Below are 12,127 nucleotides of genomic sequence, written 5' to 3' on the forward strand. Positions count from 1 at the left end.
CTAATGATAACAACTATATATCAACATGATAGATAATCATTTTACAGAAAACATAGAAAAAGATCCTGCGCGACTTCATGAAGGAAAAGTTATTTATCCTCATTTATTAGCTCCCGGTGTCCATAAAATTTCTCTAGAAAATCTAGAAAGTACCGTACTTGTTCCTTTTCAAGAGAAAAGAACACGAGCTAATTTATGCAACCGCCTAAGAGCATTAGTTCAGGAATTAGCAGCATATCAAGTTGAGATGATCATCTGGTTAGACGGATCATTTTGTTCAAAAAAGCCACATCCTAGTGATATTGATATAGTTTTATTTCTCAATGAAGAAGACCTCAATAAACTTTCGTCCGAAAAATATAATGAGTTACTTTCATTTCTACAAAATCGTAATACAATTCGCACCCGATATGGGTGTGACTTGTTTTTCAACACTATGAGCGAGGTAGATCGCTATCATTATTGGCGTAGTCTTTTCAGTTACAATCAACTATCTGAAGCTAAAGGTTTCATTCAACTTCGAGTAAACTCTCATGAACATCTCTACTCTTGAAGAACAAATACGTTTAGCTGAAGAAACGCTCAATAAGGATAGCCATACCTTAGATAAAAATGATCGCTTCAAAATGGCTTCATTTAATTCTTTTAAAGAACATATAAATGACCTCAGAAAGCAACTACACGATCTACAACTCCGTAGAGAAAAAGAAATTTTGGAAGTCCGCTTCATAGGTGAAAAAGCTCAAAATGGCTCACTTCCATTGATGCTACATGCAACTTTGTCAAAAGGTTTAGCTGAGAGCTTGATTACACTTTCGACAAAAGTAAGAACTCCTAAGAAACATGCTGACTTTGTTAACCAATCTGACTTAGATCTTCGTTTAGCAAATATCGTTTCAGGTTCAACAAAGTTTATTATTAGTTTAGAAGTTCAGCCTGACTTATTCGGATGGAGCCTATCTCAAAATACCCTTTCATATTGGTTCTCATTTTTTCAATCATTAGATAATCCCGAAAAAAATCAGGAAATTTTCTCACTTATGGGTTATAGAGGCATTACAAGTATTAAATCCATGCTCTCAGCCTTAAAAAGCAATAATTTGGACTTTGAAATTAACTGGAACTCTCACCACAATAAGAAACATTACTGGATGGGCAATGCACAAAAAATTGAAAAGGCTCTACTTTTCTTGAATGATTTAGAGATTCTTGAACCAGTTATATGTGAAATTTCAGGAAACATTCAAAGTTTGGATCATTCAGGAAAAATCAATCTTATCGATGAAGATAAAAAAACCTACCGAATTCGTTTAGAAAAAACTGTACTCCATGAGATTGAAAAGTTACGTATTAATCAAGTTGTAACTATAAAAGTAATGAAACACATCAGCACACATCCAACTTTTGAAAAAACTATTGAAAATTATGATTTTATTGAAGTGATATAGATGGAAATCAGCCATTAAAACAATGCTATTTTACATCTGCATCACTATATTCAAAAAACATTAAAGCTATAGCCTATTCTCATCTAATTCCCTATACTGAAATGAATTACATTCAAAAAGAAATGGAACTTATGAAACTAAATGCCATCATTTTGACAGCACTTGCTGGTTTCGCACTCACTGCATGTACATCTGCCCCAACTATTCCACAAATTCAAGCAGGCGCTTTACAGGAAATAGAAAACGTAGGCGTACATCCTGAAACGACTCAAAACAAAGCACAACTCAACAAATTCGCAGACAAATGCGTTATTGAGTTCACAGGTCAACTCGAGTCAGGCAAAGTTGTAGAACAATGGACATTTAAAGGTCTAACCCTTATTTCAGCAGGTACAGCAACATTTGCACAAGACGGTACAAGCACCGCTACAGCATTTGACCTATACGCACCAGAAGTACAAAAAAACTTCCTTGCATTGCGTAACAACTTTGCAAAAGAAGCATTAGAACAATGTGACTAATGCATCGTGCAAACCCAAAAGCCTTTGTTTTAATAGACTTCTAAAGCAAAGGCTTTTTTATATGTAGAATAAAAGCATTGAATGTTGAGCGCATGTTACAAACCTGTATGGTTTTAATCTCAAACCCACATTGCCTCAAAAAAAGCCGATAAGATTATTTTTGAATAACAGCCAATATAGAAAAAAGAGGATCCATCTACGTGATCAATCAATCGAAAGCAGTATTATTTGTTTCGGCAATTCTTGCCACTACGCCCCTATTTGCCCAAACAGAAACGGCACAAACAGCACAGCCTGTAAAACAATCTCCTGCTTATGGAGATAATCCGAATATCTTTAAAGTTTTAGGTCATAAAGCGAAAGAGAAAATAGATACAACCGCAGTAAAAATTGATAATGGCGTACAAAAAGGTGTAGCTAAAGTAAAACCAAAAGCAGAACAAGCTTGGGAAAATACCAAAGACTTTAGCGAAGAAACCGCAGATAAAGCAGCAAATGGTATTAACCGTACAGTAACCAAAGCCAAAGAAGGTGTATTTGGCAACCCTGAAGATAAAGCCCTAATTGTTCAACATTCACTAAGTCAGTCTTCTACAGACAATCAACCAAAAACATTTTTAGACAGCATTCCTGCACCACAACCGAAAATTATAGAACCTGCAACAGTCGTACAGAAAAATGAAGTTCAAACACCTGTAACTTCAAACACAACACAAAATACAGATACAACTAACACAGATACAGACTCATCTATTCCTAGATAAATCTAAAATTAAACAGCTATAAAAAAGCCCATCATAAGATGGGCTTTTTATTCTTTTAATTATGCATTCACTTGGCGAATTGGCTGACCTTTTTTAAAGGCTTCTACATTTTCCACCATTTGCTGAACAATACGCTGACGTGCGTCCACACTGCCCCAAGCACTGTGCGGAGTAATCAATAAATTTGGAATTTCAGAATTTAATAACACATTGCCATCTTTCGGTGGCTCAACCATGAGTACATCTGTTGCTGCACCTGCAATTTTTCCTGCAATTAATGCATCTGCTAAGTCTTGTTCATTCACAATACCGCCACGCGCGCAGTTAATTAAAAATGCACTCGGTTTCATTGCATCAAAGGCTTTAGCATCAATCAAATTTTGTGTATCTGCACTAAGTGGGCAATGCAACGTTAAAAAATCGACTTGAGACAATAATTCATTAAACGGAATGCGATTTTCCTGAACAGGTCTATTTGGCAAAGCGCCCACTAAAATTTTCATACCAAAAGCTTCAGCTAGTTTCGCAACTGCTTTGCCCAATTCGCCATAGCCTAAAATACCTAAAGTTTTTCCTTCAAGCTCAATAATTGGATAATCGAGTAAACAAAATTGCGATGCTTTATTCCAATCACCATTTTGCACAGCACGTTCATATTGCTTGAAAGATGTCGCCAAATTAAGCATAAGCATAAGCGTATGTTGCGCCACGGCAGACGTGCCATAAGCCTGACAATTACAAACAACTATGCCCTGTTTTTTGGCTTGAACCAAATCAATATTATTTGTACCTGTAGCCGAAATTAAAATGAGTTTTAAATTTGGACATTGCTGAATTGCTTCTGCATTTACCACAACTTTATTGCTAATAATGACATCAACATTTTGAATTCGTTCTAATAATTGTTCTGAAGATGTACTTGGATAAATTTCCCATTCATCAAAAATATTTTCTAAATCTTTAAAATTTAAGTCATTTTGATCTAAAGATGCATAATCTAAAAACACGGCTTTCATGCTGCATTCCTTGCTTTATTCATAGAACTTAAAGAGATAAAAATCCCCTGCTTATTACAAACAGTTTAAGCCCATTTAAAATATTTAATAGATCTATTTATACTTTTCTAAATGCTTTATTTTTCCATTTTATAAAGCAATGTTGTGATTATAAAAATTAAAGATCTTTCAAATATCAAAAAGCCTGCTATTTCGCAGGCTTTTTATCGCAATGGTTTTTAACAGACAAAATACTTTGCTTTACGACATAAATTGCAAGCGCCAATACCAAAAGAATACCGCTACCAAAGAAGAAATAGGCAGGATACATTGAGGTTTCAGCAAATGCAGAATTCGAGAAAGTTAAACAAAATAGCGTGAACAATGAAATATTCAGAATATTGTTTGCCATAACACGACTCTTATCTTCCAATGATATTTTTATCGTTAAATTCATCTTAGTTTGAATTAAAAATAAAGCAATAGTACAAAATTAGACGAAAGCCGTATTTGAAATTCATATCTGTGATGGATATTGCACACTCAAAAAATATATTTGTAAGTTAAGAATCGCTTTCTAATTCCAATACAAATTTTGCAGTTTCAGAAACATCTTCTATAAATTCGTTACCGCCAAACTCATCACTTGCAAGATTTAGGTTTTTGTAGCTCACTACAAAATAATCTTCATACTTTTTAATAATGAGTGGGCTCATGCCTACACCTAAAGCATCTTGCTCTTTGAATAGCTTCATCACCAAACGATCATTCATTGCCACAATGTAACGTTCGTCATTTAAGTGAATTTGAACTAAGCCTGTGCCTTTAGCATAAATTGGAATCAGTAATTTATGATTCAGCGCAATTGCTTTTTCAGCATAACTTTCAATTTTTTGACTAATGACGTTAAACACCAAGCCATGACCGTAATTATCGAGCAGTAAGCTACGACTTTCTTGCGGTATGTTAATTTGCACGCCAAGTTTATTTAAATCGCGCTCATCTACCTGCTTATTGCTTAATAATGAACGAATAAGTTGCTGTTTTTGTTTAGCATCAAAGAAATTACTATCAAGCTGTAAATCATTATTTTTAAGGATTTTCCCTAAAGATGCACGGTGCTCTTTCAGTGATTTTTCAATGACTTTACGATAATAAAACTTACTGTTCTTTTTCACCTGACGAATCTTTTTATAAAAATAAGTTTCATCAAATTCTTGGGTTAAAAAGTCGTTTAACAGTTCTGAACTTGCCAAAATTGCAATAGCATCGTGCCCTGTAAATGGCAAATGTAAGGTATGAACTTGCGGTAATACTTCTTGAAGCTTCACGTAGTGTGCGCGGTCTTCATCATAATAAGGATCGTACACCACAATGTATTCACGTTCCGCAGATACATCTTTGGCTTGCACTTTCATGTTTTGGTTTACATCTGCATGAAAGAACATGTTGTAGCGTAAATCGGTTACATCTTCAGGATCTATTGAAAACTGCGGTACAAGTGCAATAACTCGCTTTAAATTCAGAAGGTTTGAATACTTAATTGCAGCATAGCCACCCATTGAACCGCCATAACCTAAACGTGTTTCAAATGGTGCAATAAAGTCCGCGATCGCTTCTAACATATTGCGAATAGAACTTTCAGGAAACCACGATTTTTCTTTTGGCATTACACCAATGACATTGTATTGAAACTTTTCTAAAGATTTTTCGGCATTAATAGACAAACCCTTGGCACGCGTAATTAAATCGCCAAAAGAAAAAACCAGTTCTTTTGATGAACCTTTTAGAAAAATAGCGCGAATATGTCCGTCTTCAAAAATTATCTGTTTGTCCATTCCCACACCAAGCAATAAGTTCGTCTATTGCATATTAAGTTTACAATTCAATGCTATTGCGAGTAATCACAAGTGAATATGTTATTTTATAGATGCACGAGAGATAAAGTATCGCAAAATATGACACAATCTTTACATTCTTCCGCACAAAAAGGCTTCAGCTCGGCTGCTAAACTTTATCAGCAGGTTCGCCCAAGTTATCCACAAAGTATAGCACTTTGGTTGCAAGATCGGCTCCAACTTAGCTCAGAAACCAAGCTCTTAGACCTTGGTTCTGGGACTGGCAAATTCTTACCTTATTTACAACAAATAACACAGCACATTATAGCTGTAGAGCCCATTGATGAAATGTTGGCTCAATTAGAACAAGCTTATCCAAATGTTCAAACCTTGCAAGCATTTAGCCACAATATTCCTGTTCAAGCAGAAACAGCAAATGTAGTGACCTGCGCGCAATCATTTCATTGGTTTGCCAATATTGAAACATTAACAGAGATTCACCGTATATTAAAACCCAATGGCTATTTAGTTCTTATTTGGAATCAGCGAGATATTGGCGTAAATTGGGTAAAAGCCTTAGCAGATTTAATTTCACCTTTTGAAGGCGACACACCTCGCTACCATAGCAATTTATGGCAAAAAGCCTTTCAACAACAAAGCTTATTCAAACTTTATCAAGAAACTACAATTCCGCATTTGCATCATGGTACAGTGGAACAAGTGGTTTCAAAGCGCTTACTTTCAACCAGTTTTATTGCTGCAATGCCTAAGCCCAAACAGCTTGAACTAAAAGCACAATTTGAAAAAATCATTTATGAACATACAGGGAAATCTGCACAAAACCCTATCGATTTTCCATATACCACGCATGTTTATGTTTTTGAAAAAATAACGACAGAATAGGATGATCTTCACATGAATATTTCTCTGAAACGCGTAGCTTTTCCTGCACTTATTTGCTCTGCATTTTTATTAAGTGCGTGTGGCAATAAAAATACAGAACATTCAGATGAAGTAACACCTGAAGATAAAGTCATGCAAGAATTATCATCTGAAGCGATTCGGAATTTCGACAAAACACCAAATGATCAGCACGATATTCTTTTACTTGTAGACTACGATTATCGCTACACTCAAGTAAGCGATGAAATGGAAGATGAATTAATTAAGCTTTCGAAGTCTGGTGATTTAACCGCTGAATTTTCATATACACGTAAAAAAGATAATTTAGTTTCTGCATCGGAAATGCTTAAAAATTTAGATTTAAAAACTGAACAAGGTCGTTATATTCAAGGTTTAATTGCAGGCTATTGGGATCAGCAATTAAAGCTTTTAGAACAACATAAAGACAAAACACTCAATGATAAAAGCTTATCTGAAGATAAATTGAAAGGATTAGGCGGCTATTTACACGCACAAGATCAACTTGAAAATTGGCGTTCTCAATACCCTGAAATAGAAGCTCAGCTTGATCCTTAATAAGAAATAAAACACACCATAAAAAAGGAATCGACTTCGATTCCTTTTTTAATACCTAAATTCATCTACTGACTTAAGTATTGATGTACACCTTCGCCTGCTGCGCGACCTGTGGCAAAACATGCTGTTAGCAAATAACCGCCTGTCGGGGCATCCCAATCGAGCATTTCACCACATAAAAATAATGCAGGGTTCGACTTCAACTGTAAGTGTTCAGTTAATGCTTCTTGCTTTACACCACCAGCACAACTTATCGCTTCTTCAATAGGTCTAAAGCCATTGAGTGGAATCACCAAATTCTTCACATGCTGTGCCAATGCATTTGCATCTGTCCAAATATTTTTGGCAACAAACTCACGCACTAAATTTGCTTTTGCTGTATCTAAGCCTGCTTTACGCCAAATATTACTTAACGATTGTTTTTTACTTGGCTGTAATTTTTTTGCAAGTTGCTCAACGCTTTGATCGGGCAATAAATCTAAGGTTAATGCCATAGATTCACCACGTTTCACTTGCTCACGTAAAGCGCGACCTTGTTTATACACCAAGCCACTTTCTAAACCATAATGGCTAATGACAATATCACCACTCGATTTATCGCCATTATTTACCCAAGCTTCAACGCGCTTTAATGGTTCGCCAAATACAGGTTGCATGAACTTAGACCACGTAATTTCTACGCCTGCATTACTCGCTTGAAATGCTTCAATTTCAGATGTATTCAGCCATTTCTGCCATGCTCCATCACTTCCGAGTTTTGACCAAGAAACTGCACCGCAAGCCAGAACAATGGCATCAAATTTTTCTTCTAGAATTTGATCAGAGACAAGGTTTTGAATACTTAAAGTTGCATCTTTTAAGTCTAAAACTTGATGTCTATAGTGAAATTTAACACCATCATCCATAAGGCGTTTTAACCACGCACGAAGCAATGGCGCAGCTTTCATTTCAATGGGAAATACACGCCCTGACGTACCAATATAAGATTCAATGCCCAAGCTTTTCATCCACGCTTGAATCCAATTGGCATCCCACTGTTTGACCCAAGGGCTTAACCATTCCACCCGATCATATCGCTGTACAAAAACATCTACAGGTTCTGCATGTGAAATATTTAAACCTGTTTTGCCTGCCATTAAAAACTTACGAGCAGCAGATGGCTTTTGTTCATACACATGAACATCGTAATTTTGCTGACTAAGCACTTCAGCAGCCATAAGTCCTGCAGGACCTGCACCAATAATTGCAACGCGCTTGTTCATGAAAACTTAATCCGCTTTCACTTCAGTGACATTTGTTTGATTCACACCTTGTAAAGGCTGAAAATCATCAAAACGTGTTGTGTAGTTTTCAGGCTTGGTAATAATAAGTTGCTGACATAATTCGCCACGCTCTAAATATTTAATTTCAAAATGCGTACGTGCCGATGTTGCAGGAATCACTTCTTTTACGAAAGGAAGCTTCCATACATCTATAAGTTGGTTTTGTGCTTCTTCAATATATTCAGGAATATTACTGGATAAAGTAATTGTACCGCCCTCTTGTAAACGAGAAATTAAAAACTCAAAGAACGGCATATTTAACCAGCGCTGTGCAGGATTATGCGGTTCTGGGTTTGGGTACAAAATAAAAAATTGCTCAATTTGCGCAGGAAATAATGCATGAACCACCCATGGTAAAGCATCTGCATGAACAGGCTGAAAATTGCTTTGACCTTCAATACCATGCTGTTTTTGCATAGCCAAAAACTTTTCACGTGTACGTTCAACCGCAATCAATTTTTTATTTAGGTTTTGTCCACTAAAAAGTAGCGCGTGCTTTCCTTTACCTGCACCAATTTCTACACAAATAGGTTCATTAGAAATGGCTTGGAAATCTCGAGGAGCATGCATACGCTGTGCTTGAAATTGACGAATTGGCATAATCAGATCAAACTAATAAAAATCTGCACAAGTCTAACAAGTGCAATTGCTTTTGACTAATTGAATCATCCGTTTTCATTTGGAGTTTTTGAATGCCTACAACTTTAAACTGCTCACGTTGTGGCGAATTGACCACTTGGGAAGATAATCCATATCGCCCATTTTGTTCTGAAAGATGCAAACTGATTGACTTTGGTGCATGGGCAAATGAAGGCTATAAACTGCCAACTCAAGATGCACCACAAGCAGATGGTGGTCGTGAAGAAGATCAGTATTAATTTTTAAAATGACAAATAAAAAGGTCTGAATATTCAGACCTTTTTTTATGGCGTAAATGTGGCTATAAAATTAGCCTGCTTTACTTGCTACAAATGGATTGTGCTGTTTTTCAAAGCCAATGGTACTTAGTGGACCATGACCTGAAATAAATTGTGTTTCATCTGGCAAGCTAAAGCATTCGCGTTGAATAGAATCTAACAATTGTTGATGATTTCCGCGTGGAAAATCTGTACGCCCAATAGAGCCTTTAAACAACACATCACCTGTCCATAACAAACTATATTTTTTGTTATAGAACATCACATGCCCTGGTGTATGTCCTGGTGCAAAGCGTACTTCAAATTCTTCTTCGCCCAACGTTAAAACTTCTGTACCTTCTAACCACTGGTCCACTTCTACTTTTTCAGGAATTGGAAAACCATAACGTGCAGAAACTTCTTGAATTTGATCTAACCAAAAAGCGTCTTCTTTATGCGGACCAATCACAGGAACAGACCACACTTTTTTCAATGTGCCCACAGCACCTGCATGATCTAAATGACCATGCGTTAGCCATAATTCTTTCACCGTTAAGCCCAGTTTTTCTACTTCAGCTTTTAATATTTCGGCATCGCCACCTGCATCAATCAAAACGGCTTCTTTGGTTTCAGAATCCCAAACAATTGAACAATTTTGCTGGAATGCCGTGACAGGCACAATTTTGACTTGCAACATATGGCGAAAACCTCAGGTATTTAGTGGGCTAATGTTTGCTTTAATGCATCAAGATTAGCTTGAAGCAAGTGATTGAGCAATTCTAAATGATCATCACGTGAATTTAATGCAGGAATATACGCGTAACTTTCACCACCAGCCTGCTTAAATACTTCTTCATTTTGAATAGCAAGTTCTTCAAGGGTTTCTAAGCAATCTGCTGAAAAAGCTGGACTCATAATTTGCACAGATTTAACACCTTGTTTACCCCAATCTTCAAGCAAAACATCGGTATAGGGTTTCACCCACTCTTGCTTTCCAAAGCGAGATTGAAAGCTAATTGCCCATTCATTTTCAGATAAACCTAAAGCCTCTGCGACTAGTTTTGCTGTTAAGCGACAGCGGTCTGCATAGGGGTCTCCCTTATCTGCATAAGGTTGCGGAATACCGTGAAATGACATCAATAATTTTTCAGCTTTACCATGTTCAGTCTGATACTCACGCACACTTTGCGCTAAAGACTGAATATAAAGTGGGTGCTGATAATAATCGCGAATAAATGAAATGCCCGGCAAATTACGTTGCTTCGGAATCCATTTTGCAAAAGCATCAAATAATGGCGCTGTAGATGTTGCGGAATATTGTGGAAACAATGGAAATAATATGACGTGATCTTGCGGATTTTGACTTAAGGTTTCTAAAACCGATGCAATTCCCGGATTGCCATAGGTCATCGCAGGAATAATATTCAATTCAAATTCAGGATATTGCTGAATTAGTGATTTCTGCACAGCTTCAACTTGCTGCATTAAAATTTCACGCATTGGTGAATCTTGATTCCACACCATTTCATAAGCATGTGCTACGCGTTTAGGACGAAATGGTAAAACAAACAAATTTAAAATAATTTGCCAAATAGGTTTTGGAATTTCAATGACACGCTGATCGGACAAAAACTGCTTTAGGAATTGACGAACTGCGGGAACCGTAGGTTCATCTGGCGTACCTAAGTTGGCAAGTATAATTGTAACTTTGGGTTTTGCTGCAGTCATCATCAAGCCTTCTTCTCATTAAGATTGAACAGGCTTACTTTAACAGCTTTCTAGGTATTCTTGATATTGATTAATTCTGAGATCTAAATTGTAAAGTCCGATCATTATCTAATAAATTACTTTCTAGAAGACGCTTTGCTTTTGGCGTAACTTTCCAAAGCATCCGCTGACGATCATCTCGACCTGATGGCACAATCCAGTCATTTTCACGCATTTGCATTTTAATAGCATGTAAAGCACGAACATTAATTTGCGCACGGGCAATTGCATGTACTCGAGGCATTTCCTCTTGTGCGTCTGAAAGTCCAGTTTCATTTAAATATTCATTCATACACTTAGAAAAAAAATCTTCAGGTGTAGGATTAATAAATGCTGAACCTAAAACACTGAGTAATTGTGCCCACTTCATACGGCGCATTGCATTTAATTCTTTAAAATTACCATCTTGATAAGCATGCATTCTATATTCAAAAGCAAAGTCTTCATGCATTGAAACTTTTTGAACATTTAAAAATGGATCGGCTTCTCGTGTTCCTGCACTTGTTTCCAATTGCACAATTTTAGCCTTAAGCGCTTCAATTTCATCATGCAATGCCTGTGTATTTTGTGGACGAACCCATCCCAAAACAGGATATCTTTCTAAAATCTGAGACATATTTAAACGTACAGCAAGCTCTAAATCTCGCATAGTTCGATATGTAAAAATTTGGTCAACTTCTTGCATAATAATTTTGCGGAACTCTTTAAATTTTTCACGCAATTCAGGCTTTTCATCATGCAATGATTCATCACGTGAATCTGGATCTTCATGTATAAAAGCAATAATTGGTTTTTGCTTGGTCACTGCATAAATATATTCAAGATGCATATACCCTACACCAGATACAGATTGCTCTCCGTATTGGCTACCTAAAATCACCACGACATAATCACAATCATCAATTTGACGGCGTGCAAAAGTGGTACTTAAAGGTGTCCGTTGCTCTAAACCCCAAGAGAAAAAACCCATGCCCACTAAAGTTTGAGACACAACAATTCGCTCTGGTTGCATTTCGCTTCCAGACGTAGAGATAAAAACCTGATAACGCTTATCTAGCATTGGGTTTCCCTTAATACATTATATATTTTTAAATTCA

At 36.5% G+C, this 12,127-nt stretch carries 15 protein-coding genes; 7 read left to right on the top strand and 8 right to left on the bottom strand.

Annotated features, from left to right (window positions below; all coding sequences use genetic code 11):
- Nucleotides 1–25 precede the first annotated feature (25 nt).
- From SKM54_RS07455 to SKM54_RS07470, 4 genes are all read left to right on the top strand, one after another.
- Nucleotides 26–553, top strand: coding sequence for a DUF6932 family protein (locus SKM54_RS07455; protein ID WP_321095012.1), 528 nt, complete (start codon nucleotides 26–28; stop codon nucleotides 551–553).
- Entirely contained in the window at nucleotides 534–1,448 is a 915-nt protein-coding gene (locus SKM54_RS07460) for a hypothetical protein (RefSeq protein WP_321095013.1), read from the top strand. The genes SKM54_RS07455 and SKM54_RS07460 overlap by 20 nt, the downstream gene beginning before the upstream one ends.
- Nucleotides 1,449–1,579: 131 nt before the next feature.
- Nucleotides 1,580–1,969, top strand: a complete 390-nt coding sequence (locus tag SKM54_RS07465) for a hypothetical protein (RefSeq protein ID WP_154772057.1) — start codon at nucleotides 1,580–1,582, stop codon at nucleotides 1,967–1,969.
- A gap of 200 nt (nucleotides 1,970–2,169) precedes the next feature.
- Entirely contained in the window at nucleotides 2,170–2,733 is a 564-nt protein-coding gene (locus SKM54_RS07470) for a hypothetical protein (protein WP_321095015.1), read from the top strand.
- A gap of 59 nt (nucleotides 2,734–2,792) precedes the next feature.
- On the opposite strand, the gene SKM54_RS07475 is transcribed toward SKM54_RS07470, so the two are convergent.
- The 3 genes from SKM54_RS07475 to SKM54_RS07485 all read right to left on the bottom strand — a co-directional run bounded on the left by SKM54_RS07475 (nucleotide 2,793) and on the right by SKM54_RS07485 (nucleotide 5,566).
- Nucleotides 2,793–3,749, bottom strand: a complete 957-nt coding sequence (locus tag SKM54_RS07475; RefSeq protein ID WP_321095016.1) for a 2-hydroxyacid dehydrogenase — start codon at nucleotides 3,747–3,749, stop codon at nucleotides 2,793–2,795.
- A gap of 187 nt (nucleotides 3,750–3,936) precedes the next feature.
- Nucleotides 3,937–4,140 carry a hypothetical protein gene (locus SKM54_RS07480; protein ID WP_321095017.1) on the bottom strand — a complete coding sequence of 68 codons (204 nt, stop codon included), beginning with the start codon at nucleotides 4,138–4,140 and terminating at the stop codon, nucleotides 3,937–3,939.
- Between the two features lie 151 nt (nucleotides 4,141–4,291).
- Nucleotides 4,292–5,566 (bottom strand): hypothetical protein, encoded by a 1,275-nt coding sequence (locus tag SKM54_RS07485; RefSeq protein ID WP_321095019.1) that lies wholly within the window; start codon nucleotides 5,564–5,566, stop codon nucleotides 4,292–4,294.
- Nucleotides 5,567–5,644: 78 nt separating this feature from the next.
- Here SKM54_RS07485 and SKM54_RS07490 point away from each other — a divergent pair, with 78 nt between their 5' ends.
- Entirely contained in the window at nucleotides 5,645–6,469 is an 825-nt protein-coding gene (locus SKM54_RS07490) for a class I SAM-dependent methyltransferase (RefSeq protein ID WP_321095048.1), read from the top strand.
- Between the two features lie 12 nt (nucleotides 6,470–6,481).
- On the top strand, nucleotides 6,482–7,045 hold the full coding sequence (locus tag SKM54_RS07495) for a hypothetical protein (protein ID WP_321095020.1): 564 nt from the start codon (nucleotides 6,482–6,484) through the stop codon (nucleotides 7,043–7,045).
- A gap of 65 nt (nucleotides 7,046–7,110) precedes the next feature.
- Here SKM54_RS07495 and SKM54_RS07500 read toward each other — a convergent pair whose 3' ends face one another.
- Both SKM54_RS07500 and SKM54_RS07505 read right to left on the bottom strand, forming a co-directional pair.
- Nucleotides 7,111–8,307: a TIGR03862 family flavoprotein gene (locus tag SKM54_RS07500; protein WP_321095021.1), complete on the bottom strand. Its 1,197-nt coding sequence runs from the start codon at nucleotides 8,305–8,307 to the stop codon at nucleotides 7,111–7,113.
- A 6-nt stretch (nucleotides 8,308–8,313) separates the two neighbouring features.
- A complete protein-coding gene (locus SKM54_RS07505) occupies nucleotides 8,314–8,973 on the bottom strand; it encodes a class I SAM-dependent methyltransferase (protein ID WP_321095049.1) in 660 nt (219 codons plus the stop codon).
- A gap of 86 nt (nucleotides 8,974–9,059) precedes the next feature.
- On the opposite strand from SKM54_RS07505, the gene SKM54_RS07510 reads away from it, so the two are divergent.
- Nucleotides 9,060–9,245: a DNA gyrase inhibitor YacG gene (locus SKM54_RS07510; RefSeq protein WP_321088407.1), complete on the top strand. Its 186-nt coding sequence runs from the start codon at nucleotides 9,060–9,062 to the stop codon at nucleotides 9,243–9,245.
- A 70-nt stretch (nucleotides 9,246–9,315) separates the two neighbouring features.
- Here the strand turns inward: SKM54_RS07510 and SKM54_RS07515 are convergent, their stop codons facing one another.
- From SKM54_RS07515 to SKM54_RS07525, 3 genes are all read right to left on the bottom strand, one after another.
- Nucleotides 9,316–9,960 carry an MBL fold metallo-hydrolase gene (locus tag SKM54_RS07515; protein WP_321095023.1) on the bottom strand — a complete coding sequence of 215 codons (645 nt, stop codon included), beginning with the start codon at nucleotides 9,958–9,960 and terminating at the stop codon, nucleotides 9,316–9,318.
- A gap of 20 nt (nucleotides 9,961–9,980) precedes the next feature.
- On the bottom strand, nucleotides 9,981–10,994 hold the full coding sequence (gene hemH, locus SKM54_RS07520) for a ferrochelatase (RefSeq protein ID WP_321095024.1): 1,014 nt from the start codon (nucleotides 10,992–10,994) through the stop codon (nucleotides 9,981–9,983).
- A 67-nt stretch (nucleotides 10,995–11,061) separates the two neighbouring features.
- Nucleotides 11,062–12,090 (bottom strand): DUF4062 domain-containing protein, encoded by a 1,029-nt coding sequence (locus SKM54_RS07525; protein WP_154772046.1) that lies wholly within the window; start codon nucleotides 12,088–12,090, stop codon nucleotides 11,062–11,064.
- Between the last annotated feature and the right edge of the window lie 37 nt (nucleotides 12,091–12,127).

Source organism: Acinetobacter faecalis, assembly GCF_034187745.1.
Lineage (GTDB): Bacteria > Pseudomonadota > Gammaproteobacteria > Pseudomonadales > Moraxellaceae > Acinetobacter > Acinetobacter faecalis.

Coding starts and splice junctions, on each gene's coding strand:
- SKM54_RS07485 (WP_321095019.1), bottom strand. CDS start 5,566: ATGGACAAACAGATAATTTTTGAAGACGGACATATTCGCGCTATTTTT.
- SKM54_RS07455 (WP_321095012.1), top strand. CDS start 26: ATGATAGATAATCATTTTACAGAAAACATAGAAAAAGATCCTGCGCGA.
- SKM54_RS07510 (WP_321088407.1), top strand. CDS start 9,060: ATGCCTACAACTTTAAACTGCTCACGTTGTGGCGAATTGACCACTTGG.
- SKM54_RS07515 (WP_321095023.1), bottom strand. CDS start 9,960: ATGTTGCAAGTCAAAATTGTGCCTGTCACGGCATTCCAGCAAAATTGT.
- SKM54_RS07480 (WP_321095017.1), bottom strand. CDS start 4,140: ATGGCAAACAATATTCTGAATATTTCATTGTTCACGCTATTTTGTTTA.
- hemH (WP_321095024.1), bottom strand. CDS start 10,994: ATGATGACTGCAGCAAAACCCAAAGTTACAATTATACTTGCCAACTTA.
- SKM54_RS07490 (WP_321095048.1), top strand. CDS start 5,645: ATGTTATTTTATAGATGCACGAGAGATAAAGTATCGCAAAATATGACA.
- SKM54_RS07475 (WP_321095016.1), bottom strand. CDS start 3,749: ATGAAAGCCGTGTTTTTAGATTATGCATCTTTAGATCAAAATGACTTA.
- SKM54_RS07495 (WP_321095020.1), top strand. CDS start 6,482: ATGAATATTTCTCTGAAACGCGTAGCTTTTCCTGCACTTATTTGCTCT.
- SKM54_RS07460 (WP_321095013.1), top strand. CDS start 534: ATGAACATCTCTACTCTTGAAGAACAAATACGTTTAGCTGAAGAAACG.
- SKM54_RS07525 (WP_154772046.1), bottom strand. CDS start 12,090: ATGCTAGATAAGCGTTATCAGGTTTTTATCTCTACGTCTGGAAGCGAA.
- SKM54_RS07465 (WP_154772057.1), top strand. CDS start 1,580: ATGAAACTAAATGCCATCATTTTGACAGCACTTGCTGGTTTCGCACTC.
- SKM54_RS07500 (WP_321095021.1), bottom strand. CDS start 8,307: ATGAACAAGCGCGTTGCAATTATTGGTGCAGGTCCTGCAGGACTTATG.